This is a genomic window from Rhizobium leguminosarum bv. viciae (genome assembly GCF_012276115.1).
GTDB classification, from domain to species: Bacteria; Pseudomonadota; Alphaproteobacteria; order Rhizobiales; family Rhizobiaceae; genus Rhizobium; species Rhizobium leguminosarum_T.
Genome location: NZ_WIEU01000004.1, coordinates 265661 through 292362 on the forward strand (window position 1 = coordinate 265661; position 26702 = coordinate 292362).

Genomic DNA, 26702 nt, shown 5'->3' on the forward strand with positions numbered 1-26702 from the left:
CTTCGGGCCTCCTTACCATGAGGGCTGATCCCAGGTGCCTTGCCGCGCCACGTACACAATCGCGATCGAGGACTGTCAGAAACGCGTTCGAGGTCGCGGTTTTGCTGCCGTTGGTCATTCTGGCGGCATGAACACGACATCAGAACATGACCGAGACCTGGCCGCCAAGCTGAGATCACTTTCGATCGAGCCTGCGCCCTTCCAGACAGAGCCGCCGGAGCCCCGTGTCCGGCGGCGTGTGATCCCCGGAGCAATGCTGGCCCTTGCCGCGACGGCATCGCTGGCGGTGGTGCCTCTCTATCGGCCCGAAACGCTGGAGCGCATCGAGACTGTGCTTGCGGGACTCATAGGCAAGGACGAGGCCGCAATATCCGTCCATGGAACCGACGTGCCCGCCGCCGGTTCTATCCGGGCTCTGCCCTCCAATAAGCCAGCGGAGAGGGGATTGCCGTCCCGGGAAGTCACCGGCTCCGGCTACGTCGTGGCCTCCGATATCGCCACCGTCTTCTCCAAATATGAAGGTCGGATCGCTGCCGTCGAGGTTGAGGCGGGCGACAGGGTCGTATCGGGGCAGGTGCTGGTGCGGCTCGATGATGCCGGCGCCCGCTTTGCGCTTCAAGGCGCCGAGATCGCCCGGCAATCGGCGGAGTTGGCGCTGGCGGCGAAGACTATTGAATTGGCGCAGGCGCGGTCTTCCCTCATGCGCACCGAACGGCTGGCCGGGCGCGATGCGATGTCGGCGCAGACGCTGGAGGAGGCGAAGACGGCGTTCGACACTGCCGAAAATGCCGCCCTGCAGGCCCGGCAGGGCGTGGCCAAGGCGGATCTCGATATCGACAGGGCGCGCGAGCAGGTGGAAGCGCTGACCGTCCGGGCACCGATATCAGGCACCGTCACGCGGCTTACCGCACATGTCGGCGACACCGTGCTGTCGAGAGAGGACAGCGTCCGGGAGAATGAAAGCCTGCTTGCGATTGCCGACATGGCGAACATGGTTATCGATGCCGATGTGGCCGAGGCGAATATCGCCTTGATGCGGCCAGGCTTGCGTGGCGAGGCGGTGCTCGACGGCTTTCCCGATCGGCTCTTTGCGGTCGAAGTATCGAAGATCGCACCGATGATTTCGCGGGAAAAGGGGACGGTGACGCTTCGCCTGTCGCTCTCCTCGCCGCCGCCAGACATGCGCCCCGCCATGGCCGCGCGCATCCGCCTTCTGGTGGGTGAGGCCGGGGATAGCACAGACCATCAGCAAGGAGCAGAGCGATGACCGACACTCAAGAACCCTATATCGCGCTTCGCGGCGTCAGGAAGGCATTCAGGATCGGCGTGGAGACGATCCCGATCTTTTCCGGGCTCGACCTTTCCATAGCACGCGGCGATTTCGTCGCCGTCATGGGGCCGTCGGGTTCGGGGAAATCGACGCTGCTCAACATGCTCGGCGGCATCGACAGCCCCGACGGAGGGGAGATCAGGATCGGCCGCAGCCATCTCGAGCAGATGGGCGAAGGCGCCAGAGCCGCCTGGCGGGCACACAGCATGGGCATCGTCTTCCAGTTCTACAATCTGCTGCCGATGCTGAATGCGGGTGAGAATATCGAGCTGCCACTGCTGTTGAAGCCGCTCAAGCGCAAGGAGCGGCAGGCGCGCGTCGAGACCGTGATGGATCTGGTCGGGCTCTCCGGGCGGCAGCGGCAGTTTCCATCCAGCATGTCCGGCGGGCAGCAGCAGCGCGTCGGCATCGCCCGCGCCATCGTCGGCGACCCCGATCTCTTGCTCTGCGACGAACCGACCGGCGATCTCGACCGGAAGTCTGCAAACGATATCCTGGAGATGCTCGGCTTTCTTAATCAAGAACTGCAGAAGACCGTCATCATGGTCACGCATGATCCCAAGGCCGCCTCCTTCGCCCGGCGCACGCTGCATCTCAACAAGGGCGAATTCGTCGAGCAGGAAAGGTCGGCCCAATGACCTTCTTCCAGCTGATGCGCCGCAATGCCTGGCGCAAGCCGCTCAGGGCGACGCTTCTGATGTTCTCGGTCGGCGTCGCCTTCCTGATCTATGGGCTGACGGCGAGCTTCCTCAGCGGCTCGCAAGGGGCGGCCGGGGCGAGCGATACGCTGCTCGGCGTCTTCAACAGATCGGGGCGGGCGCAGCCGCTGCCGCTTGCCTATCTCAACAGGATCGCCGCCGATAGCGATGTCGCCGCCGTCGCCTACATGACGCGCATGCGGGGCTTCGTCGATGTCGAGAAGAATGTCGTGATTACGAGCGCGGTCGATCCACGATTGATCGCCGCGGCCAATGGCGACGAGCTCGGGCTGACGCCGCAGCTGATATCAGCGCTGGAAGAGGGCCGTGACCGGGTGCTGGTCGGCCGGGCGCTGGCGGAGGCGCAGGGCTGGTCGGTCGGCCAGCGCATCGGGGTCACCAGCCACCTGACAAGGGAAGACGGCAGCCGCAACTGGAGTTTTGAGATCGCTGGCATCTTCGAAGGGGCCGACGCCAGCACCGACACCTATTTCATGATCGCCCGCTATGATGCCGTCAATGCGGCGCGCGCCCGCGGCAAGGATACAGTCGATGGCTTCGTGGTGCGACCGCGACCGGGCGTTTCATCCGGCGTGCTGGCGGCAAGGATCGACGCGGTGTTTGCCAATTCGGCGGCACCGACGCGCACTCAATCGGAAAAGCAGTTCCTCGAGGCTTTCTTGCGGCAGTTCGCCGATATCGGCCTGATCGTCAACCTCGTCGTCGGCGCCGCCTTCGTGACGATCCTGATGATCGTGGTCAACACCATGCTCTTTGCCGTGAGGGAGCGCAGCTTCGAAATCGGCGTCATGAAGGTGCTCGGCTTTTCCAGGGGGCGGATCATTTCGTTGATCCTCGGCGAGACACTGTTCGTCTTCGCCGTCGGCGGGGCGGGCGGGCTCGTTCTCGCCAAGCTCGCGACGCTGTTTGCCGGGCCGGAATTCGGCCTCGCCTTCACCTCGTCCGTGCTGCTGAAATCCGTCGCGATCATTACCGGTCTCGGTCTCATGACCGGGCTGTTGCCCGCCTTCAGCGCCATGCGCCTGCCCATCGTCAACGCCTTCAGAACGAGATAGTCGAATGTCATCAACGCTCAAGCAGATCTTTCTCATGATCAGAGTCAATCTCGGCAGCCTGCCGCGGCGGCTAGCGATCTCGTTGTCGATGGTGCTCTCGGTCGCCCTCGTCGTGGCGGTGCTCGCAGGCTTCCTGGCGATGGCGCGTGGCTTCGAAGCCGCGCTTGCCGGGGCGGGCTCGCCCGATGTCGCCGTCATCCTCGGCGGCGGCACCAACCAGGAGACCGGCTCGGATGTGCCGGCCGAGGCGATCCGCAGCCTTGCCGCCGTGAGCGGCGACACGGGGATTGCCCGCGACGGTGCGGGCGGGCTGGCTCTGTCGCGCGAGACCGTCGTTCCCGTCGATATCAGGGCAAGCGACGGTGCCGACCAGACCTTGTCGCTGAGGGGCATGGACGTGGCAGGCCCGGGCTTGCGCGAGCGCGCCCGGCTTTCCGAAGGGCGGCTGTTTTCGCCCGGCGCCCGCGAGATCGTCGTCGGCGCCCGCATCGCCCGGACTATCCCCGGCTTTGCCGTCGGCGAGACGGTGCGCCTCGGCGCGGTCGACTGGAGGGTCGCCGGCCATTTCACCTCAGGCGGCAGCGCCTTCGAATCCGAGATCTGGACGGATCTCGAAGCGGTGCAATCGGCCTTCGACCGGCAGGGGCAGGTGCAGAGCCTGCGGGTGCGGCTCGATGCCGCGAGCGCATTGACGACGTTACGCGCGCGCCTGTCCGGTCTCTCGGGTCCGCCGCTCACCGCCGTCTCCGAGGCCGATCTCTACGCCGCGCAGGCCGAGCGCACCGAGAGCCTGATCCGCCTGTTCGGCTGGCCGATCGCGCTCTTGATGGCGGTCGGCGCTACGGCCGGGGCTCTGAACACGATGATGAGCTCAGTCTCCGACCGGACCGTCGAGATCGCCACGCTCCGCCTGCTCGGCTTCGGCCGCCTGCCGGCCTTCACTGCCACCTGGGTCGAGGCCGTGGCTCTCTCGATCGCGGGTGCCGCCCTCGGCATCCTCGCCTCATGGCTCGCCTTCAACGGCTGGCAGGCCAGCACGATGGGCGCCAACAATACCAAGATGGCCTTCCAGCTCGACGTCACCGCCGACGTCGCGCTCACCGCCGGCCTGCTGGGTCTTGCCATCGGCATCATCGGCGGCGCGTTGCCGGCACTTGCGGCGACACGGCTGCCGCTGACCTCGGCTTTGCGGGCGAGAGGGTAGAGGCTGGCTGTCTAAATCTTCCGGGCGGGTCACATCATCACGGCGACCGTCCTGATCGGCCCGAAGGAGACATCCGCAACGGGCGGAGCGCCGCCGCCTCATCTGTCCAGCCCATGGAAACTGTGGCATACTCAGCCATGGCAATGAATGTCTTGGCGGTCCATCGCGACACGGTCGGGACGGAACAGGCGGCAGGCAATTCGCTTGCCGCCGCCTATTCCGTGGGCGTTCTCTGCTGGCTGCTGTCGGCCGGCGTCTATATCGCGGCGAAATGGGTTTCTACCGAGATGCCGCCCTGGGCGCTCTGCTTCTGGCGCGTGCTGATCGCCTTCGCGATCCTGATGCCGATCGTGCGTCGGCATTTTGGCGACATGGTCGCGCTGGTGCGGGCTCGCCCGCTCGAACTGCTTCTCATTGGCGGTGTGGGACTGGCGATCTGCCAGGGCATGATTTTTGTCGGCCTCGAACATGCCGATGCCACCACTGCCGGCATCATCATCGCCCTGATCCCGATCATCACCATGATCCTTGCCCGTTTGATGCTGGCCGAGCCGATGGGACGCTGGCAGGTGATCGGATCGATCCTGGCCTTTCTCGGGATCGTGGTCATCATCATCAAGGGCAGTCCGGCCGCGCTGATGCGGCTCGACTTCAACCCGGGTGAACTGTGGATCGTCGCCGGCGCGTTCTGTTTCAGTCTTTATACCGTCCTGCTCCGCCGCGCGAAATTCGACATGAATCGCCTTGCGCTCCTGGTGCTGCTGCTCGGTGCGGCGGTGCTGACGGCGCTGCCCTTCTACCTGTTCGAGCTATTCTCAGACGAGCGCTCGACGCTCAACAGCAGTGGGCTCATCGCGCTCGCCTATGTCGCGATCCCCGGCGGGGCGGTCATGTACTACCTCTTCAATCGCAGCATCGAGGCACTGGGCGCGGCTCGGGCAGGCGTCCTCCTCTACATTCAGACCATCTTCATAGCCGTGCTCGCCTATCTGATCCTCGGCGAGCAGTTGCAACGCTATCACCTCGAAGGCGCGGCACTCATCATCGCCGGCTTGCTTCTCATCATCCTGCTGAAGCCGAAGATCAAGGCCGAAGCGGCTACTGCATAATTCCTTAAATCGGGATCGATTTAAGGATAAAATTATGCAGCAATTCAAAGTGCTACAGCGTCCTTTGCGCGTCTGAAAAGACGCGCGGCGCTGTAGGGCCTGAGGCCTCCCCATCGCTGCGACATGGTCGCCGCTGACCTCGGCTTTGAGGGCGAGGGGGTAGGGTTTCACCCTGGAGTGCGCCTTTCGCTTACGCTCAAGGTGTTCGTCGCTGGCGCTCCTCACCCCTGAGCGCAAGCGAAGGCAAGAATCATATGGCGCACAGACCGAAGGCGACGTGTGCCTCGCGCAAACACGCCGCGATTTATTCACCTCGAAGTCGTCGATTTCTCGGCCCAAGTTGTAACTTTTGTCACACCAGGCAATTGCCTGTGGAATGAGGCGCGCGGACTCGCCCGCTGCCGCATTGACAACATCTTATCGCCTTCTTGCCGTGGCCGGTTGCCCCCGCCGCATCCGATCGGCCGATCCTGGCGATCCCGGCGGCGACATTAGCGATCCGACGAATAGGGCAACATGGCGATATGACAGTCTACTATGTGAACTCAGCGACTGGCTCCGACCGCAACGGTGGAACGGGCCAGAACTCGGCTTTTGCGACTTTGTCCAAAGTGGAATCCTTGAAACTGAAACCCGGCGACAGCGTGCTTCTTGCCAAGGGGAGCGTGTTCAACGAGCAGTTCGATATCAAATATTCTGGCAGCGAGAGTGCGCCGATCAAGATCGGCAGTTACGGGACGGGTGCGGCACCCGTCATCCACAGCAGCGGCGACGGCATCCACAGTCTCTATGCCTCCAACATCGTCATCGAGAATCTGAAGATATCGAATATCGGCGGTTCAGGCATCTATGGCGGCAGTGTCACGAACTGGACGGTCCGCGACGTCGAGATCGCCAAGACCGGATTGTCGGAAAACGCAGGCGCCGTCACCTTCCGGAGCAGCAAGAATGTCACGGTCGAAGATAGCAAGATATCGGACGTCAAAGGCGACGGCTTCTGGATCGAAAAGGTCAACGGCGTCAAGCTTCTCAACAACACCGTCACCAGCGCGAACGGTTCGACGGCCGATGCGGTGCAAGTGAACGACAGCAGCGATATTCTGATCAAGGGCAATCATCTCGACCAGACCGACGCCAGCACTCCGAAGGGGGTGATAGCGCTGGTGCGGGCAACGAATGCCGTGGTCGAGGACAATGTGCTCACCGGCGGCGGCTTCGGCATCAGCGCGCCCGCTGGCAAGAACGTCGCCATCCGCGACAACGACATATCCGGATATCACGGTTACAGCTGGTCCTTCGCCGTCGGTCTCGGCGACCAGGGCAATGCGCGGGACTATGATATTTCAGGCAACCATATTCATGACGGCGCATGGGGCGTTGCCGTCAGTGGCCCCAGCGGCGCCAGCTATACCCGCACGAATATCAAGGTCCACGACAACGTCTTCGACGACCTCTCGCAGGCGGCGCTGAAGGTCGACAGGCCGGCATCCGGCTCCTTCTACAACAATACGATCGAGACCGGCACCAAGGCCACCAGCATATCGCCGGCCATTGCCGATGCGCATACCTTCACGGTCAAAGGCAATCATACGGTCGCCAATGTCGAGACGGCGCTGGCAAGCCCGGTTGCGAAGACCGTGGCAGTCACCGACGCCTCCGCGGATCCGACGGTTGTCGCCGTCCATGACAATTTGAAAATCTTCACCGATACGGGCGACGCCCATCGCGGCAATCTGCTCGAAAACGACAGCTCGGACAATGACACCCTGGCACTTCGCCGCTTCGGCGACGAAACCGTCGGCAAGCACGGCCTGACGCTGACCGGAGAATATGGTGAGATCCATGTGGACCGGGAAGGCAACTATGCTTACACGCTCGATGAAACGAAGCTCCCTGACCATAGCGGACATGTGAGCGAGTCGTTCAGCTACGGGATCAACGATGGAAGCTCGCATCATAGCGACGCGGATACGCTGACCGTCTTCATCCACCTGGATGGCTTGCTGAGCTGAGCTGAGGTGAGGGTGCCGGGAGCGGCGCTATGCCGGGAGGCGTTCCTTCCGGCGAGGCGTGGCTCCCCCGGGGGAGCGTCGTTCTCGCCATCAAATGGCTCCGCAGTATCCCTCATCCGGCTGCCGCCGGGTGAGGGTATGGGGTTGCAATACGGCCTCAACCTTTCCTGCTTGCGACTGACCTGAAACAGGACATCTCATCTCTGCGACCATACGTCGCCGAGGTGTACGGTTATCATTCATTCACCTTTCGGTCGTTATTTAGTAGCTTGTTTTCGTATAAGTTGTCATTTCCAGGGTGCGCCTCCGCCAGGCGTTCTCGGGACCAAGGCAGGCCTACAGGGTCTGCCAACCGTCGTGAGGGCAATATCGAAGGCCTTTTGACATGGCCTTTAGCCCCGACCGCATCCGATCCACGCGTCGCAGCCGATTCAGACGGCTGCGCGAGCAATTCGAGAACAAGGCGATATGGCAATCTATTATGTGAATCCAGCGATAGGCTCCAACAGCAACAATGGAACGAGCGAGGACACGCCGTTTGCATCGTTCTGGGCAGTGGAAAACTTGAAGCTGCAGCCTGGCGACAGCGTGCTGCTCGCCGCCGGAAGCGTATTCAACGACCAGCTTGACCTTAAATATTCCGGCAGCGTCGCGGCTCCGATTACGATCGGCAGTTATGGTGTCGGCGATGCGCCGGTCATCCATAGTCCCAACGACGGCATCCACAGCCTCTATGCATCGAACATCGTCATCGAGAACATCAAGATCTCGGACACCGGCGGGGCAGCCATCTATGGCGGATATGTTTCGAACTGGACGGTCCGCAACGTCGAGGTCGATCACACCGGACTGGCGGGCAAGTCAGGTTCGATCACCTTCAGGACCGGCTCGAACATCACCATCGAAAACAGCACGATCAACGACGTGAACGGCGACGGCGTCTGGATCGAAAAAGTCAACGGTGTCAATTTTCTCAACAACACCGTCACCAATGCCCACGGCACCGCGGCAGATGCCGTCCAGATGAACGACAGCAGCAATATCGTGATCAGCGGCAATTATCTCGACCAGACGGGGGCAGCTACGCCGAAGGGTGTCATCGCGCTCGTTCGGCCCGTAAATGCCTTGGTCGAGGACAACGCGATTATCGGCGGTGGCTTTGGGATCGGCGCACAAGCCGGCACCAACGTCGCTATCCACGACAACGATATTTCAGGTTATGGCGGCTACAGCTGGTCCTATGCCATCGGTCTCGGCGACCAGGGAAATACGCGGGACTACGACATTTCAGGCAATTACATCCATGACGGCGCATGGGGCGTAGCGGTCAGTGCCGCCGGCACGACCAGTTACGTTCGCGAAGGTATCGAGATCCACAACAACGTCTTCGACGACCTGTCGCAGGCAGCGTTGAAAGTCGACAGGCCGGCATCCGGCTCCTTCCACGACAATGTCATCGCCAGCGATGTCACGCCCTACAGCATCTCTCCCACCATCATCGCCGCGAACACCTTTCCCGTCAGCAACAACACGACGCTCGACGAGGCCCAGGCGACGATGCTTGCGAGCAGCGATAGTCTCGCGGTCGGCGATATGACGCACACGGACACAGCGCCTGCACTTGTCGCAACCCATGACAGCCTGGAAATCGCCTCCGATCTGGATGGCGCCCATTATGGCAATCTCCTCGAAAACGACAGCTCGGCCAATGGAACCCTGCTGCTTCGCCGCTTCGAGGGTGAATTCGTCGACAAGGACGGCGTGACGCTGACCGGCCAATACGGCACCATCCATGTCGACAGTGACGGCGATTACACCTATACGGCCGACGCGGCAAAGCTCGCCGGACTCATCGGAGACGTGAGCGACACCTTCCACTACAAGATCTCCGACGGGACTTCGCTGCATTTCGACACGGATACGTTGAGCGTCTCCATCCATGTGGATGACCTGCCGGGTTGATGGGGATGCCGGCAGCAAATGGCGTTGCATCATCGCGGCTGCAGTCCGCCCAGCACTTGCGAAGTCTCATTGATCGCCGAGCAGGATCCTGATGACGTCGACTTCGATTTCCGCGCAGATGATCTCGTATTCGGTGATGATTGCGGAATCGGCCGATCTATCCCGGCGCGCGCGATCGAGGACGGCGCAAGCCTCGGCGTAGGCGCCACATAATTCATAAAAATGGGGCTGGCTCGCCGCAACTGCTCTGATCGTTGCCCGCGTCGCAGGCAGCCTCATCATCAGCCTGGCCAGCCCCTGTTCTGCGGCTTGCCGGGTGAGGTGGGCTACGCCTTCTTTCCTGGCCATGCCGTCATCCCCGCTGCCTGTGTTTCCCGATCCAGGGGTACGCAATACTCATCCCCCGAGTAGTACGCAGGAATGCTGCATCTGGTTTCATGCCGGATGAAGGATTAGTTAGTGGCTTACCAGCGCAGGAGGCGGGGGCCGAACAGCGCGCCGACTGCGCCGGTCAAGAGGATGCCGAGCGAATACCAGAGGGTGACGAAGGGCAGGCCGTTTTCCGTGCAGAACCAGGAATAGACCCAGGCGCCGGATGCGCCGGCGGCAATGCCGGCGATGAAGCCTGTGATGCCGAGGTTGCTCGGGGCACCGCCACGGAGAACCCAAGTATTTGCGATCAGGATCGGCATGGCAAAGGCAAAGATCAGCAGCGGGCAATGCAGGGCGGAGGAGCCGAGCACCAGCACGGGATAGCTGGCGGCCGGCGAAAAAGCGAGCTGGATGACCGCCATGACGGCGAGGGCGAGTATGATGGCCGCGGTAATCCCGAAAAAACGGCCCTCCGAGCCATCCGGCCGGGACAGGCGGTAAACGGCTGCGAAGGCGGCGACTGCAAGCAAGGCATTGTAGGCGGACTTGATCCAGAACACCGGCAGCATCAGCGCCTGCGCCATATCGGTGCGAAAGCCGAGGACGATAAGCATCAGCAGCAGCGAGACTGCTAAGGCCGGCAGGATGGCGAACGCGAAGCGGCGTTCGAGCGCATATCTCGGCACCGGCTTCAGATCCCGGACAAGGTTGTCGATCACGTCCTCAGTCTCTCTCACATCCCACCTCGCAATCTTGCCGCCAGCGCCTTGATGCCCCTGTGAACGCCGACCTTGACCGCCGATTCCGACTGTCCGGTGCGGCTTGCCGTGTCGGCCACCGACTGCCCCTCGAGCTTGACCTGACGGATCAGCTCCTGCTGGTGCTGCGGCAGTCCGTTCAACAGCCGTTCGACATCCATACGCGCTGCAATCGCATCCTCCCTGAAGTCGTCTTCGATCTCCTCGTCCAGTTCTATTTCCGCCTTGTAGCGGCCGCCATGCTTTCGGTGGTGGTCGATCAGCTTGTAGCGGGCAATCGAGAAGAACCACGCGGTGAACGGCCGCTCCCTGTCATAGGTCGCCCGGCGCGAATGCAGCGCCAGCAACGTCTCCTGCACGAGATCTTCCGTGTCGGATTTCGCGGTAGTGCCGATCCGCCCGCCGTAATAACCGACGAGCAGGGTTCGCAACGTCACGAGCAGACGTCGGTAGGCTGCCTCGTCCCCGTCGAGGGAAAGAAGCATCAGCATCTTCAGTGCTTGTTCCGAATGGGTGCTCGTCATGTCGTCTGCAATATCATTCGGGTGGATGACGCTTTGGTTACAGGCGGGTTCAAAAATCTTCCGGCGGCAATTCAAAGTGTACAGCGTCCTTTGCACGTCTCCAAAAGACGTGCGGCGCTGTAGCGCTATCACATAAGCGTGAGGCTGTAACCGCCTTAGCAAGGGGATCGAATTCAGGACTGTGAGCCGTCGGCGGGTGCCGAAGGACGCAATGGCGACCGGGCAGCACCAAGGCCGACTGAATGCACAATGCCGGCATGGAGAAGGACACGATGAAGAAGGACGCGATGATGAAGGCCTGCGACGCGATGAAGTATTGGCGCGGCCGCTGAAACTTTATCGCCAGCGGCCGCGTCCTTCTCGTGAAGACCTTTGACGCCGATCCGGAGGAACTACAATGGCCACGACCGATGCCGGCATGGCGAGCGGACGCACGCTCTTCTACCGCCATGGCCTGCTGGTGCGCCTGTCGCACTGGGTAAACGTGCTGTGCATGACGGTGCTGCTGTACAGCGGCCTGCAGATATTCAACGCCCATCCGGCGCTCTATTGGGGCCAGTACGGCGCCGACGACGATCCGTCCTTCATTTCCATGGAGGCGGAACAGGAAGGCGATGCGCTGAAGGGCGTGACGCGCATCGGCGGATTGAGCTTCGACACGACGGGCGTTCTCGGGGTTTCGAATGTCGACGGCGAGGCCGCGGTGCGCGGTTTTCCGAACTGGCTGACCTTGCCGAGCTACCAGGATCTGGCATCGGGCCGGCGCTGGCATTTCTTCTTTGCCTGGCTGTTCGTCATCAACGGCTTCATCTATCTCGCCTATGGTTTCGTCAGCCGGCATTTCCGCCGCGATCTGCTGCCGGCGGCCGAAGAGCTGAAGCCTTCGCATCTCGGTCACGAGATCGTCAATCACGCCCGGCTGCGCTTTCCCAAGGGGGCCGAGGCCCGCCACTATAATACGCTGCAGAAACTCGCCTATGTCGCCGTGATCTTCGTGCTGCTGCCGCTGATGATCGGGACGGGGCTTACCATGTCGCCGGGCTTCAATGCGGTCGCCCCCTGGCTGCTCGATCTGTTCGGCGGCCGACAATCGGCCCGCACGCTGCATTTCCTGACCGCCTTCTCGCTCGTCGCCTTCGTCGCCGTGCATGTGGCGATGGTGCTGGTCTCGGGCGTGTTCAACAATTTGCGCTCCATGGTCACCGGCTATTACGACATCGGGCAGGGAGGAAAGTCATGAGCCGCATCATCACCAGACGTCGCTTCCTGATCGGCGCGACCATGACGGCATCGGCGCTGGGGCTTGCCGGCTGCGATGCCCTCGTCGAAAACGATCGGACGAAATCGGTGTTGAAGATCGCCGAAGGTTTCAGCATGAAGACGCAACGCTTCCTGCTCGGCGACGACGCACTCGCCCGCGAGTTCACCGAAGCCGATATCTCGCCGACCTTCCGCGTCAACGGCACGAGCATGCCCGACAATGCCCGCTATATCGACTGGATGAACCAGCGGTTTTCGGGCTGGAAACTCGAGGTCGGCGGGCTGGTCGACAAGCCGATGCAATTGTCGCTGGCCGAGCTGAAATCCCTGCCGGCCGGCACGCAGATCACAAGGCATGACTGCGTCGAGGGCTGGAGCGCGATCGGCAAATGGACCGGCGTGCCGCTCGGTGCGCTGCTGCAAGCGGTGGGTCTCAAACCCGAAGCCCGCTACATCGTCTTCCACTGCGCCGACGAATATGAAAAGACGCTCGACGGCAGCGGCTGGTATTACGAAAGCATCGATCTCGTCGATGCGTTTCACCCCCAGACGATCCTTGCCCACAGCATGAACGGCCGCGATCTCGAAGTGGCCCATGGCGCGCCACTCCGGCTCCGGGTCGAGCGCCAGCTCGGCTACAAGCAGGCAAAATACCTGACCGGCATCGAAGCCGTCGCCGATCTCGGCCAGCTCTACGGCGGCAATGGCGGCTTCTGGGAGGATCGCGGTTATGAATGGTATGCGGGCATATAGGCCCCCGACCGACATGCCGACCTTGACGTTTTCCTCGTGTCGGGTTCCACGGCCGGAGAGGTCGTCGTGGTCAAGGGTACGGAAATCCCGCAGCTCCCCTCAGGAAGAGAGACCGATCGTGATGGTGGCGGATAGCACGCCGCCGTCGAGCTTTTCGAAATCGAACATGTGGTCGGCCGCATCCTCCGGGAAGAGGCCGTCCTCGTCGTTGCGCGTATCGCGGGCAGGGCGCCCGAGATAGTCGGGATGCTCACCATAGGTGATATCGCTCAGCACATCGTCGAAATAGATCTGGCTGACGAGAAGCTCCTTGCCCTCGACGAGGATGCGGCAGTGAACGTGCGGCGTGCGGCCCTTGTACCATCCGGGATAGGCCGTCAAAAAGCTTGCCTGCCCCGTGGCATCCGTCAGCTGGCGGCCGCGAAAGGCGAGCCCGCTGATCGCCTCGGCATCGCCGAAGGTGCACATCTCCGCAGCCTCGCGGCCGGAATAGATGCCGCGGTGATCGGTATGCCAGATTTCGATATCGGCATTTTCGACCGGCCGGCAATCGGCTGCGTGGACGATCCGAACGGCCAACCGCAAAGGCAGCCCGGCCTTTCCTTCCGAGACGTCCTGACGGGTAGGAACATTGTTGACATGACAGGGGCCAAGGGTCTGGGCGACGGTCACGACGCAATTCGGACTGCTGCGGAAGAGCGGCTCGGGCAGCTTTTCCAGGGTAACCGCCTTTGTGCCGCCGGTCAGGAAATCCGTTCCCTTCCAGTCGAAAGTTTTGGCCGCAACAACGACATGCCGCCGCGGCCAGATCGCCATCGCAGCCACGGATGATGCGACAATGGCCGCACCGCCAAGCACAAGGGTTCGCCTCTTCATCTGTCTTCCTCTGTCTCAAGACGCGGGATTTAAGGAGGATGCGCAGGAAATTCCAATTAAATCCAGGCAATGATGCGACGGCAACGAGATCATCTGCAATGCCGCCGAGACGCCAGGTGGGTCCCGAAGGGGTCACTCCTGTTTGCAGCCGGATTGACGAGAAAGCGTATTCTGCCGATGTTAGCAAATGGACGGTTGCTCCGAAGCTATCATTGGGCTCCGGTCGCTTAAAAGATGCTGTAAAGCATTGAATTACCGGATAATTTTATCCTTGAATCGATTCCGCTTTGAACTATGCAGTAGGCATCCAAAATTCGTTTTCGAGCCAGGGCAGAGGCGTATGGAACCAACCCACTTATTCGAGCTCGTCATCGCGATGTTTCTTGCGATCATCGCGCTGCACTATGCGGCCCACAGGCTCGGACTGCCGCCGTCCGTCGCGCTGCTGACGGGTGGCGCCTTGCTGGCGTTCGTGCCGGGGTTGCCGGCGATATCGGTCGATCCGGAGCTGGTGCTGGTCATCTTCCTGCCGCCGCTCCTGATGGACGGCGCCTGGGCCATCGCGCTGGCGCGGTTGCGGCGCCATATGATCGGCATCGCCTCGCTGGCCGTCGGCGCGGTATTGTTCACTTGCGCGGTCGTCGCCGTCGTGGCCCATCTTATCTTTCCATCGCTTCCCTGGGCCGCCTGCGCAGCCCTTGGCGCGATCGTTGCCCCGCCGGACGCAGTTTCGGCGCGCGCCGTGCTGGAGCGCGTAAAACTGCCGCGGCGGCTGCAGATTCTTTTGGAAGGCGAGAGCCTGCTCAACGATGCGAGCGGCCTGGTTCTCTTCCGTTTTGCCGTTGCCGCTGCCGCAACGGGAGCCTTCAGCGCGGGGGAGGCGATCGGCAGCTTCTTCGTGCTGGCGCTCGGCGGCGCCGTCGTCGGCGTCGTTGTGGGGACGGCATGGGTCAAGCTCGTTCGGCGACTCGGTGACGAATATCTGATCATCGCAGCCACGGTGCTGCTCGGCTGGATTTCCTATCTGCTCGGAGAGCTGCTGCATGTTTCCGGCGTCATCGCCACCGTCACCACCGGCTTGATCGCGTCCTGGCACCAGCACACCGTATTTTCGGCCGCAACGCGCATGCGCGGCACGTCGTTCTGGACCGTGATGATCTTCCTGATGGAAGCTTCGGTTTTCACCTTGATCGGCCTCTCGCTGCGGGATGTCGTCGAACGCGGCGGCGGCTTGACCACGGTGATCGCGACGATGGGGCTGCCGATGCTGGCGATCCTTGTCACACTTGTGGTCGCGCGCTTTGTCTGGGTTTTCGCCTCCGATCTCGCCATCAGCTTCTGTGCAGCCCTGGGCGTAACGCAAGCTCAGCCGCTCGGCGCCGGCGGCGCGACGGTTCTCAGCTGGGCAGGCGTACGCGGCGTGATCACGCTCGCTCTGGCGCTCAGCCTGCCGGAGGGGTTCCCAGGCCGTGACTTCATCCTCGCCACATCCTTCGCCGTCATTCTCGGAACCGTGCTCGTGCAGGGCACGACGTTGGGGCGGGTGATTGCCTGGGCGCGGCTGGTGGAGACGGAGACGGAAAGAGCGCGCCTGACCATGAGCCAGGCCGAAGTCGCCATGGTGCAGGCGCAGCTCGGGACCGTGCAAAGCCTGGCATACGACGCGGAAGGAAAACTCATCCACCCGCAACTGCTGGACCGATACCAGCGCAGGGCGACAGTAATCGTCGACTATGCCGAGAGAACGGAGCATTACAGACCGGTGCTCCATGCTCACTTCGACGTCGTTCTCGAAGCGGTTGCCACAGGACGACGAGAACTCATTCGCCTCCATCGCGCCGGCGACATCGACGACGAAACGTTGGACGAGCTTGAACGCGATCTCGATCTCGAGGAGTTGAGCGCGATCTCTGCCAAGGCGTAAGGTTCAGCGCCTTACGCCCTTCGATATCATCGTCAACGCATTGCGATATCGAGGCTGATACAAGCAGCGAGCGGCTTGGGAGCCGTGCTCTTAAATGGCAATCTGCTCGCCGAGTTCGACGACGCGGTTGGACGGCAGGTTGAAATAGTCGGAGGGATCGATCGCGAAGCCTTCCAGCGCCATGAATATGCGCTCCTGCCAGCCAGGCAGCCCGGTGTTCGGCGTCCTGACGAGGTTCCGGCGGCCGAGATAGAAGGAGGTTCTCATGATCTCGAACTTGAAGCCGCCCTCGCGGCAGAGAGCCAATGCCCTGGTGACATCGGGATCGTCCATGAAGCCGAAGGTGATGTCGAGGCGCACGAAGCGCGGCGAGAGCTGGCTGATTTTGATGCGGCGGCTGTCGGAAACATAAGGTTCGTCCTCGGTCCAGACGGTCAGGATAACATTCTGTTCGTGGAGCACGTGGTTGTGCTTGAGATTGTGGAGCAGAACATTCGGCGTGCGATCCGGGACGCTGGTCAGGAAGACAGCCGTTCCCGGAACGGTGACCGGCGAATGGTCCGACTTTCGCTCGATCGACCTGATGAAGGAATCGAGCGGGATCTCGTTGTTGGCCCGCAGTCTCTTCAGATAGGCCTGGCCCCGGGTCCATGTCCACATCAGGATCATGATTGCCAGGGCAAGAGCGATCGGAACCCAGCCGCCATCGTGAATTTTCAACAGATTGGCCGCCAGGAATACCACTTCGATGATGAATAGCGGCAGCAGTGCGACTGCGGCAAGTACAAGGGAGTATCCCCAGGCGGCCCGGAGAAACTGGAAGGCCAGCATGGTCGTGATCACCATGGCGCCGGTCACCGAGATACCGTAGGCCGTCGCCAGCGACTCGGAATCGCCGAAGGAAAAGATCAGCATCAGCACGCCGATCAGAAGGAGAAGGTTGACGCTCGGCACATAGATCTGGCCGGTGTTGGTCTCCGAGGTGAACTTGATCCTCAGCCTCGGCAGAAAGCCGAGGTGAACGGCCTGGCGGGCCAGCGAAAATGCGCCTGTTATCACAGCCTGGCTGGCGATGATCGTTGCCATCGTCGCCAGGAGAACTATCGGCAGCAAGGCCCAGTCAGGATACATCAAAAAGAACGGATTGGTGGCCGCTTCGGGATGGGCGAGAACCAGTGCGCCCTGGCCGAGGTAGTTCAAGAGCAATGCCGGAAAGACCAGAACGAACCATGCCATCTGGATCGGGCGGCGCCCGAAGTGCCCGAGATCGGCATAGAGCGCCTCCGCACCCGTCACCGTCAGAAAGACGGCGCCGAGCACGATGAGGCCGACAAGGCCGGCATGGGTGAGGAACAGGAATGCATTGACCGGATTGAGCGCGCCCAGTATCCGCCAGTCGTCACCGATATGGAGCAGGCCACCCGCCGCCATGGCCAGAAACCACAACACCGTTATCGGCCCGAAAAACATTGAGACGGCGGCCGTTCCCCTCGATTGGACGGCAAAGAGAACGATCATGATCGCCGCCGACAGAGGCGGGACGTATTCGGCAAAGGCGGGTGTGACCAGTTTCAGGCCTTCGAGCGCCGACATGACCGACAAGGCAGGCGTGATCATCGCATCGCCGATGAAGAGGGCGGCGCCGATCAGGCCGGCGAAGAAGAGCACCGGCACGTTTCGCCCCATCTTCTTCATCAAAAGCGCGAGAAGCGAGAGCGTACCGCCTTCGCCGTCATTGTCCGCCCTGAGAAGGAAGAGCACATATTTGAAGGTCACGATGACCGTCAGCGTCCAGACCATCAGCGAAATCAGGCCGATGATTTCCGGCTCGTGTATGCCATCGGCGGCAAAGGGCCTCAGCGCCTCGCGAAAGGCATAGAGCGGGCTGGTGCCGATATCGCCATAGACGACGCCGACCGCGCCGATGACCAGCCCGACTAAGCCCTTCCGGCCGGCGCCATCCCCCGTCTTATCCATATGCGTCGACGTCATGGTTCCCCGCTCATGCCATTTGCCTATGAGCACAAACATATGCCGCATTGCAGAACGGCAAGCAAATTGATGCGGGTGCTAAATTTTTTATGACGGGCTGAGGCGGCGGTGTGCGGGTGAACGGTGGCAGCGTCAAAGACGAGACCATGCGGCTTGGCGACTCCGACGTCCAGGACGGGGTGATCCGGCTCTCGGTCGGCAAGAAGCGACACGTCCTCCTTCAGCCGGTTTAGCGTGGTCTGTTCAATTCGGAGAGCGGGCAACCTCGAACCACCTTGTCGCGCTTCCTGCGGGTGCCGTTGACAAGGTGGCCCTTCGGCCCGACTTGTTTGCAGCCTTCAATTGGAGCGGCTGCTCGGCATTGATTTGTGAAATCAGCGACGGCTACACCATGCTGACAGGGGATGTCAGCAGCGGTGGTCGATAATCCTGAGATTACGGGTTTCTCAAGCCCGTCGCCATTTCGTTGGAATGTCCGGTTATGCCGCCGATATCCCGCGCCAATCGGAGCAGTGTCCCCGAGATGAAGCCGCACCACCGCATTTTCTTCATCCAGTTTGCCGTGGCCCTTTCCTTAGGCGCGTTTGTTTCGCGGCTGCCTGACCTTCAGGTCAAGTTCAGCCTGACGGAAGGAGAGCTGGGCCTTTTGCTTGCCGTCATGTCCTCCGGGGTTCTCTGCGGGTTGACGTTCTCGGTGAGGTTCATCGAGAGGCTCGGTGCGCGCACCACGGCTTTCGTCACCGTCTTTGGTGCGGCGCTGTTTTTCGCGTTGATCCCCTGGATGCCTTCAGCTCTTCTGGCGGTGCCGTTGTTCTTCATTGCCGGCATTTTCACCGGCGCGTTCGAGATCAACGCCAATATCGAAACCGATCGCCGTGAGGCGCTGCTTGGGTACCGCATCATGAGCCGGGCTCACGGCATGTGGAGCCTCGGCTTCTGCATCACCGCCCTTGTTGCCGCCGGTATGCGGCAGGCTGCCGTCTCCATAGAACTGCATAGCTTCATCATCCTCGTCACCGTCTTGATTGCGGGGTCGATCGTTTTTTCCGGGATCGAGAACGCGCCCCAGCGGCAAGACGCGCACCCCGGAGATAGTCCGCCCATCGCTTTTCCGACGATCGGGCTGCTGCCCCTTTGCCTGATAGGCGCAGCTCCACTTCTCGCCGAAGGGGCGAGCGTCGATTGGTCGGCGATCTATATGCGTGACGTATTTGCGGTCGAACCCTTCATCGGCGGGCTCGGGGTGACCATTTTCTCCCTGTTCATCGCCATCGGACGGCTCGGCATGGACCCTGTCATCGACCGCTTCAATCCACGCCCGGTCGTAATAACCCTCCTCGGGATCGCGACCATGGGTCTCGTCATGGTTGCGACGGCGACACATCCTGTTGTCGCGCTCGCAGGCTTTGGCCTGACGGGTATCGGCTGTTCTTCGGTCTATCCGCTTGCCATCTCGGCTGCGGCCCAACGCACGGATCGACCCGCACCCGTCAACGTTGCAGCGCTCGGGCAGACGACGTTCCTCGTGTTTTTCGCTGGACCGCCACTGCTCGGTTTCGTTGCCGAACACTTCGGCATCCGCTTTTCGTACTGGGCGGTCGTCCCTGTTCTCGCCGCAGCACTCCTGGTCACCAGGGCACTTGCTGCTGATCCTGCCCCGGTCACAGGCCAACCCGAACCGGCGCAGCCACAAGGTTGACACGCCACGCCGGTCTCCGCCGTCATAACTCGTTCACGTCCGCAACCGGAGGGGCAACCTCCGGCTTTCGCTGGTGAATTGGTGATCGCAATGTATTTCCTATCACGTGTAAGTATTATTGGCAGGCATCGGAAATATAGCTCGTATAGGTGAGGAGCTAATTCCGCGCACTGTCGTCAACTCTTAGCGAATGGTTTTGCTGCTCAAGCATTGCGGACGCTGTCCATCTCGTCTGAATGGACCTGGCTGGGATGGCGAAACTCCAGCCTTTCGGCCTAGCAAAACATATGTTTTGCGGGGTTTCGATGGTCGTGTCCGGCCGTAAAGGGGGGCTCGCCTACCGAGCTCCGCGCCTCGCTTCGGACAAATTTCTGCCGCCAAAATGCCAGTATTAGTTGTTTTCTAAATCACGCCATAATTCGCATCTACGTTGCTGCGCCTGTTTTATTCTTCGCCACATTTCGGAATTTCAACATTATACAAACAATGGTGGGTAACTATGAAGGTTATTCTCGTCATCGTCCTCACGGCGCTTGCCGTGCCCTGTGAGGCGGATATGCTCCGCACGGCGTCCAAGTACAAGAGCATGCACGAACGCTCCATTTCCTTCCTGAGCATCAATCCGCGCCGGGTGTCGTGGTGCGGCGCATTCCTGGCCTTTGTCGCCAAGAGATCTTCGCGGCAGCCGCCGCCCAACCCCAACATGGCGGCGTCGTGGAGAAAGTTCGGCAAGCCGGTCGGCGTCCGCGCCGCCAGGCGAGGGGATGTCGTGGTGATCCGCACCGGCCGGCGCTTTCATGTCAGCCTGTTCGATCACATCGATCAGCGCCGGCAGTACGTCTACCTGTTCGGCGGCAACCAATCCAATCGAGTCCAGCTGTCCAGATATCGCGCCAGCTCGGTGGTCGCCGTGCGACGATGATGTTGGGTGAGAACCCGGGTGAGAACTCACCCTCCTTCTAAACCTCGGTGGCGGCGGGAAAACAGGCCTTACGCCTTGCGCGCCCTGATGTGGAGGAAGATCGGTGCGATGCGGGTATCGGCGACCATTGGCTCGGCGAGCGCCACCTCGACTGACGCCATGGGCTCGCCGAAAGCTTCGATCGTCAGCCCGGCTTCGACGATCATCGACACCCAGGTCGACAGCGTCCGGTGAAAACGCGGAATGGCGAACGGCGTCAGCGTCGCCCGTTCTTCCTTGGGGATGGAGGAAAAGATCCAGCGCTCGACCCGGCCGTCGCTCTCATCGAAATAATCGGCGATCTCCACCGCGACGGGCTTGCCGGCCTCGTCGCGGATATTGCGGCGCGTCGGCGGTACGAAACAGGGGTGCAGGATCGAAAACTGCAGGAAGCCGCCCGGCTTCAGGACGCGGTGGATGCCCTTCAGCACCTGGCGCTGGTCGGCCATGTCCATCATCGACATGAAGGCGGTGACGAAATCGAAGCTCGCTTCGGGGAAATCGATGCCCTGGCCGTCGCCGAGCACGTAGTCGATGCCGAGCGGCGCTTGCGTCTCGGTCTCGCGGGCATAACGAATGAAGGTCGGGGCGATATCGAGCCCGATCATGCGGGCGCCGAGGCAGGCGACGGCGCGGGTGTTGGAACCTTCGCCGCAGCCGAGATCGAGCCCGGCAAGGCCTGCAACCGGCGGCAGCATCTTCAGAAAGGCCGGTGTGTTCAGCGCGTCGCGATATTTGTCGTAGCCGGCGCGGCTATAGATCGTCCAGGTCTCGGCATTGCTCTCCCAATGGGCGGCGACATCATTGGCGTTCATGGCTCTCCTCCTCGCGCGATCGGAACGGGCGGGGAGCTATAAGCGGAGCGTGTGGCAATGGGAAGACAGGAGTCCACTGTAAGCGATTCACGCCTATGGATCATGGCCAAGTTCGCGTGCACTATCATGCGACCGAGAGAATAAGGGGCTGCTGTGTCCGACGAAGTGATCATCGGCGAACTGGTCGGTCTCGATCAGACGATGACAATTTTCCCGCTGTACAGCCAGGTTAGTCGGCTGAGTGAGGCCGCGGTTTGCCGACGACTTTCAGCCATGTTTGCACAGAGCAACTACCGCTGCAGGAGTGAGCGAGGCCCTCGATAGCACAATTCCGTGTCCGGGCGAACCAAGGGAGTTGATGCGTCACCCCAGGCTCACACTCTTGAACGCGGCGATGATGCTTTGGGCAGCGAGCTGCGCCTCATCTGACGTCGTCTGGAAATTGGTGACGGAGAGGCGCAGAACGTCACGGCCGCGCCATTTGGCGCCGCCGGCGAAGATCATGCCGTCCGCCTGGATCTTTTCGATCGTCTTTCGGGTCAATGTGTCGCCTTCTTCGGGGGGCAGGTCAGTTCCGAAACGGATGACGAGCTGGTTCAGAACGACGTCGTTCAGAATGGCGATGCCCGGTTGCTGCGACAGGAGATCGGCCACCAGCCGCGCTGAGGCACAGCACTGGTCGATCAAGGCGGCGATGCCGTCGCGGCCGAGATGTTTCAGCATCGCCCAGGTGGCAAAGCCGCGCGCCCGTCTCGAAAGCTCGGGCACGTAGAGTGAGGGATCGCGTTCGCCTTGGCCGGCGAGCGGCAGGTAGCTCGCGGCGATCGTCATGGCGCGGCGATGGGCGAGCTCGTTGCGGACGATCGCATAGCCGCAATCATAGGGAGTCTGCAGCCACTTGTGGCCGTCGGTCGCCCAGCTGTCGGCCGCTTCGATGCCGCAGCTGAGGTGGCGGGTCTTCGCTGACGCCTGCGCCCAGAGGCCAAAGGCGCCATCGACATGTACCCAGGTGCCCTTCGCCTTCAACAGCGGGATGATGGCGGCGAAATCGTCGAAGGCGCCAGTATTGATCTGCCCCGCCTGGAGAACGGCGATGACCGGTCCAGAGACAGTATCGAGCGTGCCCGCCAGCGCGGCCGGGTCTATCCGTCCCATCGCGTCGGTGGGCAGGCGCAGCACGCGATCATGGCCGAGGCCGAGGAACTGGAGCGCGGAGAAGGCGGTGGTGTGGGCGTCGTCGCCGATCAGCACGGTAATCTCAGGCGCCCCGAACAGGCCCTTTGCGTCGGCATCCCAGCCCACCTGGCGCAGCACCTCGCCGCGGGCGGCGGCGAGGCAGGTGAAGTTCGCCACCGTCGCGCCGGTGACGAAGCCGACCGAGCTTTCTGCCGGCAGCTTCAGGAGATCGAGAAGCCATTTCGCCGCGACGGTCTCGACCGCGGCTGCGGCCGGGGCGGCGGCATGGTTTCCGGCATTCTGGCCCCAGGCGCTGGTGAGGAAATCGGCCGCGACGCCGACCGGATGGGAGCCGCCGATGACCCAGCCGAAAAAGCGCGGCCCAGTGGTTGCATGCAGTCCGGGTTCGGCGCCGTCCGAGAGACGCCTGATGACGTCAAGCATATCGGAACCCGCCGCCGGCAGCGGCTCTTCGAAACAGGCAAGCGAGGCTGCGTATTCGTGGGTGGGCATATGGCGGGCGGGCGCTGCCTGCCGGAACGCGGCCGCAAGCCGGGCGGCTTCCTGAAACAGAGATGCGATTGCCGTCATGCGGATCCCCCTGCCGCCACCGATCCTGGAGGGTCTCACCCTCGAAAGCAGGCTGCCGGCACACGCAATCTAGCCGATATCGCCGAGGCTGTCTTCGCCTGACAGATCTCGGATCTGGGTTCCAGTGCCTTCCTTGGGCTTACCGAGACCTCAAGACAAATTGAGCATCGGGGAGGCGCTTCCTAAATATCTATAATAACTGCGTTATCCCGTTCTGTGCATTTTTGAAATTTCGCGGCTCTTGTTGAAAATGATTGCCTTCGCTTCAAGTATCGTTCAATGATGCGGAAATATCATTTGCACCATTGTCAAGTTGGTGCTGCCAATCAGCGAGGGATATGCACTGAAATATTTCCTTCTCTACGCGCTGACATGCACGTTGGTCGGGATAGTTCTTCTCTTCATCGTCCGTGAAGTTGTACCGTTCGCGATCGACAAGCCAGCCGATCAATCGGTGGCCGACTCAACTGATGAGCCAGGTGCCGGGCCAACCGAGCAATCAGCGGCCCGACCAACCGGTGAGCCGTTGAACGCGGCAACCGGCCAGCCGGTGCCGGGGGCAACCGACAAGCCGGTGCCGGGGGCAATCGGCGAGCCGGTGCCCAGGCAAACGACCGACCAATCCGCCGTCCAGCCAGCCGATCCCCTGGTCGTCCGATCCACTGGCCAGCCGGTCGACGGGCCAGCCCGTGAACCGGTGGTCAGGCCAACTGGCGAACCGGCAGCGAGGCCGACCGATCAATCGGTGGTCGGCCCGAGCGGTGAACCGGTCGTCCGGAAGGGTGGCCGGCTGGGGAGCCCGGCGCAGTGACCGGCGCCTGAGACGACGGATTTCCGTTCGATCTCGTCACTTCGAGCATATGCTGAACTACGAAGCTTCCTGACACCGTTGCATCGGCTGAGGCCATCTGTATTGACAGTACCTCTCATCTCGCAGGAGGTCCCGATGGATGGAAGTGGCACGACGATCAGGCATGTCAGGGCAGACGAAGTGGAGGCTTTCCGGCGCATCCGTCTGGAAGCGCTTCGCACCGAACCGTCCCTCTTTGCAGGCCGCTACGAGGATTGGCAGGCTCTTTCTCTCGAGGAGTGGCGCAATCGCTTGAATGAGCCGGTTTTCATCGCCTTTCAGGGTGACGAACCCGTCGGCATAACCGGCCTGGTTCGGCAGCGGTCGAGCAAGATGGCCCATCGCGCGACGATCATCATGGTTTACGTGAGAAGGAGCCTGCGCGGAACGGGCCTTGCCGGCAAGCTGCTCGGCGCGGCGGCCGATCACGCGCGCGATATCGGCATCCTGCAACTGGAACTCTTCGTCAGCGCGGAGAACCCGGCGGCAATACGCTTCTATCAACGGGAAGGTTTCTCCGAGATCGGCAGGATTCCCGGCGGGGTTCTGGAGTAGGGCAGGGAGATCGACGACGTCATGATGGCTCGCCGTCTGACTGGGTAGGACGAGGGAGGTTGGGGATGCCACGGTTTTGCTTGCCGCTCCCGCTGCGCGACCCCGCTTTTGGGGCGCCGACACTTCAGAGAGCCTCATCCTGAGGTGCCCCGCGAGGGGCCTCGAAGGACGAGGCGGGCGCGCTGTGTCAGATGCACGCAAGGAGCAGCGTTACGGCGTGTCCTTCGAGGCTCCGCCCTTCGGGCTGCGCACCTCAGGATGAGGGATGTTGGAGGATGCCGTACCCAAGGACCAGGGCGAATGGATTTGCCCAGCCTATTGACCACAAGTGGGGTTGGGGTTGCAGCATGCCGGCATGGGTTGGAGATTTGGCCGTGACGAAAATTCTGAAAGACGAGGATCTGGTCGGCAGCGCGCTGATGGTGGCCGCAATCGATGCGCTCGAGACCGCTTTTCTCGCGAGGGCCGACAATCGACTGATCTCTCCACCCCGGCACCCTGTCTCGTTTCCCGATCGAGGCGATCTCGTCTTCACCGTCGGCGGTATCCTCGGCGAGAAACCGCTTGCGGGCTTCCGGGTCTATGAAACATTCGAGGGGGTTGAGCATTCGCAGATCGTCGCGGTGTGGTCGGCCGACGACGCGAAGCTCAAGGGCATTATTCTCGGAGAGCGTCTCGGTAACCTCAGAACCGGTGCGATCGGAGGGCTCGCCATCCGGCATCTCAGCGCGCCTGACGCCAGTATCGTCGGGATCCTCGGCAGCGGAGCGCAAGCGCGAACCCAGCTTGCCGCGGCCGCCGCCGTTCGAAAGCTGGACCGCGCCCGCGTCTATAGCCGAAACGAGAAAAATCGCGGCGCCTTTGCAGACGAGATGCAGCACACCTTGGGTATAGAAGTGGAGCCTGCCGGCAGTGCCTCTGAAGCCGTCGATGACGCCGACATCGTCATCTGCGCGACGACGAGCCGAACGCCCGTCATTCATGCCAGGGATTTGAAGCCCGGCGTGCACGTCAACACCGTCGGCCCGAAAACGCATGAGGGATACGAACTCGGCCTGGATCTTGCCGATGTCGCCGCCGTGATCGCGACGGATTCACCCGAACAGACGCGCGCCTATGCTTCGCCCTTTTTCCTGACCGGCTCCGGCAATGAGCACCGCATGACCGACCTTGCCGATATCATGGCCGCGAAAGCGGCCGGGCGAGGATCACCTGGCGATACGACGCTGTTTTGCTCCGTCGGCTTGGCTGGAACCGAAGTCGTCGTCGCCTCGGCAATCCTCGATATGCTGTGAGCCTGTTTTCCTTATTCACGCTAGGCCCAACACATCCCCCATGGCGTATTCACCGGGTGCGCGCCCTGCGATCCAGCGGGCGGCGGCAAGCGCGCCGCGGGCGAACATGCCGCGGTCGAGAGCCGAATGCGAGAGCGTCACGAGTTCTTCGGCGGCGGCAAACAGGACGCTGTGTTCTCCGACCAGCCCGCCGGCCCGCAACACGGCAAAGCCGATTTCTCCGGGCGGGCGCTCGCCGGTGATGCCGTCGCGCCCGCGTCGCTCGACGGATGCGAGAGAAACGCCACGGCCCTCGGCGGCGGCTTCGCCGAGCATCAGCGCCGTACCGGACGGCGCGTCGATTTTCCTGTTGTGATGGGCTTCGAGGATTTCGATATCCCAGCCATGCGCGGGAAGGGCGCGTGCGGCCTGGGCGACCAGGCCGACCAGCATGTTGACGCCGATGGAGAAATTGCCGGAGCGCAGGATCGGAATCCCGCGGGCGGCCTTTGCGATCCGCTCGAGCTCATCCGGCTCGAAACCCGTCGCCCCGATCACCAGGGCCGGTCCACTGGCCGAAGCGCACAAACCGGCAAGTTCGGCGGCAGCACGTCCCGTCGTGAAATCCAGGATCACGTCGGCCGCTCCGATCGCAGCCGAACGGTCAATCAGCCCGGCGCCTGCGGAGCCCTCGCGGCCGATGCCGCCGACGAACGCAAAATCCGGATCGGCCGCCAGCAGTGGCAGGATGGCGCGCCCCATGCGGCCGTTCGCGCCGGCGACGGCTATTTTGATTGGTGAGGTCACGGAGTTTCCTTGGCTGGCGATATTTCCGACGGACGGCTGTTTGGATCGGCATTACGCCGGCGAACGGGATCTGCAACTACCGCAATTGAGGTCCCGGCGCAAAGCGGGGATCTCCTCTGGTCGT

The 26702-nt window shown here is 62.0% G+C and carries 23 protein-coding genes and 1 pseudogene; 16 read left to right on the top strand and 8 right to left on the bottom strand.

Translation table 11 applies throughout. From position 1 onward, the window contains the following. The first annotated feature begins 34 nt into the window (after positions 1-34). From GFM02_RS09720 to GFM02_RS09750, 7 genes are all read left to right on the top strand, one after another. Positions 35-1267 carry an efflux RND transporter periplasmic adaptor subunit gene (locus GFM02_RS09720; protein ID WP_168321542.1) on the top strand — a complete coding sequence of 411 codons (1233 nt, stop codon included), beginning with the start codon at positions 35-37 and terminating at the stop codon, positions 1265-1267. Further along, the gene (locus GFM02_RS09725; RefSeq protein WP_168321543.1) at positions 1264-1968 is read left to right on the top strand and encodes an ABC transporter ATP-binding protein; all 705 of its coding nucleotides are present in this window, start codon (positions 1264-1266) and stop codon (positions 1966-1968) included. Before GFM02_RS09720 ends, GFM02_RS09725 begins: the two co-directional genes overlap by 4 nt. After that, on the top strand, positions 1965-3104 hold the full coding sequence (locus GFM02_RS09730) for an ABC transporter permease (protein ID WP_168321544.1): 1140 nt from the start codon (positions 1965-1967) through the stop codon (positions 3102-3104). Before GFM02_RS09725 ends, GFM02_RS09730 begins: the two co-directional genes overlap by 4 nt. Positions 3105-3108: 4 nt before the next feature. Continuing rightward, positions 3109-4308: an ABC transporter permease gene (locus tag GFM02_RS09735; protein WP_168321545.1), complete on the top strand. Its 1200-nt coding sequence runs from the start codon at positions 3109-3111 to the stop codon at positions 4306-4308. 137 nt (positions 4309-4445) lie between these two features. Next, positions 4446-5417, top strand: a complete 972-nt coding sequence (locus GFM02_RS09740) for a DMT family transporter (RefSeq protein WP_168271257.1) — start codon at positions 4446-4448, stop codon at positions 5415-5417. Positions 5418-5941: 524 nt separating this feature from the next. After that, positions 5942-7429, top strand: coding sequence for a right-handed parallel beta-helix repeat-containing protein (locus GFM02_RS09745; protein WP_168271256.1), 1488 nt, complete (start codon positions 5942-5944; stop codon positions 7427-7429). 468 nt (positions 7430-7897) lie between these two features. Continuing rightward, entirely contained in the window at positions 7898-9391 is a 1494-nt protein-coding gene (locus GFM02_RS09750) for a right-handed parallel beta-helix repeat-containing protein (RefSeq protein WP_168321546.1), read from the top strand. A gap of 66 nt (positions 9392-9457) precedes the next feature. Here GFM02_RS09750 and GFM02_RS09755 read toward each other — a convergent pair whose 3' ends face one another. The 3 genes from GFM02_RS09755 to GFM02_RS09765 form a co-directional block, all read right to left on the bottom strand. Then, positions 9458-9739, bottom strand: coding sequence for a nodulation protein (locus GFM02_RS09755; RefSeq protein ID WP_168321547.1), 282 nt, complete (start codon positions 9737-9739; stop codon positions 9458-9460). A 116-nt stretch (positions 9740-9855) separates the two neighbouring features. Continuing rightward, positions 9856-10500, bottom strand: a complete 645-nt coding sequence (locus GFM02_RS09760) for an NrsF family protein (RefSeq protein ID WP_168321548.1) — start codon at positions 10498-10500, stop codon at positions 9856-9858. Next, a complete protein-coding gene (locus tag GFM02_RS09765; RefSeq protein ID WP_020050542.1) occupies positions 10497-11045 on the bottom strand; it encodes a sigma-70 family RNA polymerase sigma factor in 549 nt (182 codons plus the stop codon). Before GFM02_RS09765 ends, GFM02_RS09760 begins: the two co-directional genes overlap by 4 nt. Before the next feature lie 397 nt (positions 11046-11442). Here GFM02_RS09765 and GFM02_RS09770 point away from each other — a divergent pair, with 397 nt between their 5' ends. Both GFM02_RS09770 and GFM02_RS09775 read left to right on the top strand, forming a co-directional pair. Next, positions 11443-12285: a cytochrome b/b6 domain-containing protein gene (locus tag GFM02_RS09770; RefSeq protein WP_020050541.1), complete on the top strand. Its 843-nt coding sequence runs from the start codon at positions 11443-11445 to the stop codon at positions 12283-12285. Beyond that, complete coding sequence (locus GFM02_RS09775) at positions 12282-13058, top strand: molybdopterin-binding protein (RefSeq protein WP_168321549.1); 777 nt, start codon at positions 12282-12284, stop codon at positions 13056-13058. The genes GFM02_RS09770 and GFM02_RS09775 overlap by 4 nt, the downstream gene beginning before the upstream one ends. A 99-nt stretch (positions 13059-13157) precedes the next feature. Here the strand turns inward: GFM02_RS09775 and GFM02_RS09780 are convergent, their stop codons facing one another. Continuing rightward, positions 13158-13934 (bottom strand): protocatechuate 3,4-dioxygenase, encoded by a 777-nt coding sequence (locus tag GFM02_RS09780; RefSeq protein ID WP_168321550.1) that lies wholly within the window; start codon positions 13932-13934, stop codon positions 13158-13160. Positions 13935-14274: 340 nt separating this feature from the next. On the opposite strand from GFM02_RS09780, the gene GFM02_RS09785 reads away from it, so the two are divergent. After that, positions 14275-15858, top strand: coding sequence for a Na+/H+ antiporter (locus tag GFM02_RS09785; RefSeq protein ID WP_168321551.1), 1584 nt, complete (start codon positions 14275-14277; stop codon positions 15856-15858). Positions 15859-15948: 90 nt separating this feature from the next. Here the strand turns inward: GFM02_RS09785 and GFM02_RS09790 are convergent, their stop codons facing one another. After that, positions 15949-17850, bottom strand: a complete 1902-nt coding sequence (locus GFM02_RS09790; RefSeq protein WP_168321552.1) for a potassium transporter Kup — start codon at positions 17848-17850, stop codon at positions 15949-15951. A gap of 101 nt (positions 17851-17951) precedes the next feature. Between GFM02_RS09790 and GFM02_RS35035 the strand changes: the two are divergent. From GFM02_RS35035 to GFM02_RS09805, 3 genes and pseudogenes are all read left to right on the top strand, one after another. After that, positions 17952-18083 (top strand): annotated as a pseudogene (locus GFM02_RS35035) (tyrosine--tRNA ligase); the annotation flags it as partial. A 290-nt stretch (positions 18084-18373) separates the two neighbouring features. Next, positions 18374-19549 carry an MFS transporter gene (locus GFM02_RS09800; protein ID WP_168271363.1) on the top strand — a complete coding sequence of 392 codons (1176 nt, stop codon included), beginning with the start codon at positions 18374-18376 and terminating at the stop codon, positions 19547-19549. 499 nt (positions 19550-20048) lie between these two features. Next, on the top strand, positions 20049-20471 hold the full coding sequence (locus tag GFM02_RS09805; protein WP_168271248.1) for a TIGR02594 family protein: 423 nt from the start codon (positions 20049-20051) through the stop codon (positions 20469-20471). 68 nt (positions 20472-20539) lie between these two features. On the opposite strand, the gene GFM02_RS09810 is transcribed toward GFM02_RS09805, so the two are convergent. Both GFM02_RS09810 and GFM02_RS09815 read right to left on the bottom strand, forming a co-directional pair. Continuing rightward, complete coding sequence (locus GFM02_RS09810) at positions 20540-21325, bottom strand: class I SAM-dependent methyltransferase (protein ID WP_168271247.1); 786 nt, start codon at positions 21323-21325, stop codon at positions 20540-20542. A gap of 363 nt (positions 21326-21688) precedes the next feature. Beyond that, complete coding sequence (locus tag GFM02_RS09815) at positions 21689-23092, bottom strand: pyridoxal phosphate-dependent decarboxylase family protein (RefSeq protein WP_168321553.1); 1404 nt, start codon at positions 23090-23092, stop codon at positions 21689-21691. Between the two features lie 313 nt (positions 23093-23405). Here GFM02_RS09815 and GFM02_RS09820 point away from each other — a divergent pair, with 313 nt between their 5' ends. From GFM02_RS09820 to GFM02_RS09830, 3 genes are all read left to right on the top strand, one after another. Continuing rightward, positions 23406-23903 (top strand): hypothetical protein, encoded by a 498-nt coding sequence (locus GFM02_RS09820; protein ID WP_168321554.1) that lies wholly within the window; start codon positions 23406-23408, stop codon positions 23901-23903. 135 nt (positions 23904-24038) lie between these two features. After that, positions 24039-24497: a GNAT family N-acetyltransferase gene (locus GFM02_RS09825; RefSeq protein WP_168321555.1), complete on the top strand. Its 459-nt coding sequence runs from the start codon at positions 24039-24041 to the stop codon at positions 24495-24497. 374 nt (positions 24498-24871) lie between these two features. Then, the gene (locus tag GFM02_RS09830; RefSeq protein ID WP_168321556.1) at positions 24872-25792 is read left to right on the top strand and encodes an ornithine cyclodeaminase family protein; all 921 of its coding nucleotides are present in this window, start codon (positions 24872-24874) and stop codon (positions 25790-25792) included. 15 nt (positions 25793-25807) lie between these two features. Here the strand turns inward: GFM02_RS09830 and dapB are convergent, their stop codons facing one another. Beyond that, positions 25808-26578, bottom strand: a complete 771-nt coding sequence (dapB, locus tag GFM02_RS09835; RefSeq protein ID WP_168321557.1) for a 4-hydroxy-tetrahydrodipicolinate reductase — start codon at positions 26576-26578, stop codon at positions 25808-25810. Positions 26579-26702 lie beyond the last annotated feature (124 nt).

Bases quoted from the DNA above. Each gene is read 5' to 3' on its own strand.
- GFM02_RS09725 (WP_168321543.1), top strand. From the start codon at position 1,264: ATGACCGACACTCAAGAACCCTATATCGCGCTTCGCGGCGTCAGGAAG.
- GFM02_RS09730 (WP_168321544.1), top strand. From the start codon at position 1,965: ATGACCTTCTTCCAGCTGATGCGCCGCAATGCCTGGCGCAAGCCGCTC.
- GFM02_RS09735 (WP_168321545.1), top strand. From the start codon at position 3,109: ATGTCATCAACGCTCAAGCAGATCTTTCTCATGATCAGAGTCAATCTC.
- GFM02_RS09740 (WP_168271257.1), top strand. From the start codon at position 4,446: ATGGCAATGAATGTCTTGGCGGTCCATCGCGACACGGTCGGGACGGAA.
- GFM02_RS09745 (WP_168271256.1), top strand. From the start codon at position 5,942: ATGACAGTCTACTATGTGAACTCAGCGACTGGCTCCGACCGCAACGGT.
- GFM02_RS09750 (WP_168321546.1), top strand. From the start codon at position 7,898: ATGGCAATCTATTATGTGAATCCAGCGATAGGCTCCAACAGCAACAAT.
- GFM02_RS09755 (WP_168321547.1), bottom strand. From the start codon at position 9,739: ATGGCCAGGAAAGAAGGCGTAGCCCACCTCACCCGGCAAGCCGCAGAA.
- GFM02_RS09765 (WP_020050542.1), bottom strand. From the start codon at position 11,045: ATGACGAGCACCCATTCGGAACAAGCACTGAAGATGCTGATGCTTCTT.
- GFM02_RS09770 (WP_020050541.1), top strand. From the start codon at position 11,443: ATGGCCACGACCGATGCCGGCATGGCGAGCGGACGCACGCTCTTCTAC.
- GFM02_RS09775 (WP_168321549.1), top strand. From the start codon at position 12,282: ATGAGCCGCATCATCACCAGACGTCGCTTCCTGATCGGCGCGACCATG.
- GFM02_RS09780 (WP_168321550.1), bottom strand. From the start codon at position 13,934: ATGAAGAGGCGAACCCTTGTGCTTGGCGGTGCGGCCATTGTCGCATCA.
- GFM02_RS09785 (WP_168321551.1), top strand. From the start codon at position 14,275: ATGGAACCAACCCACTTATTCGAGCTCGTCATCGCGATGTTTCTTGCG.
- GFM02_RS09790 (WP_168321552.1), bottom strand. From the start codon at position 17,850: ATGACGTCGACGCATATGGATAAGACGGGGGATGGCGCCGGCCGGAAG.
- GFM02_RS09800 (WP_168271363.1), top strand. From the start codon at position 18,374: ATGAAGCCGCACCACCGCATTTTCTTCATCCAGTTTGCCGTGGCCCTT.
- GFM02_RS09805 (WP_168271248.1), top strand. From the start codon at position 20,049: ATGAAGGTTATTCTCGTCATCGTCCTCACGGCGCTTGCCGTGCCCTGT.
- GFM02_RS09810 (WP_168271247.1), bottom strand. From the start codon at position 21,325: ATGAACGCCAATGATGTCGCCGCCCATTGGGAGAGCAATGCCGAGACC.
- GFM02_RS09815 (WP_168321553.1), bottom strand. From the start codon at position 23,092: ATGACGGCAATCGCATCTCTGTTTCAGGAAGCCGCCCGGCTTGCGGCC.
- GFM02_RS09825 (WP_168321555.1), top strand. From the start codon at position 24,039: ATGGATGGAAGTGGCACGACGATCAGGCATGTCAGGGCAGACGAAGTG.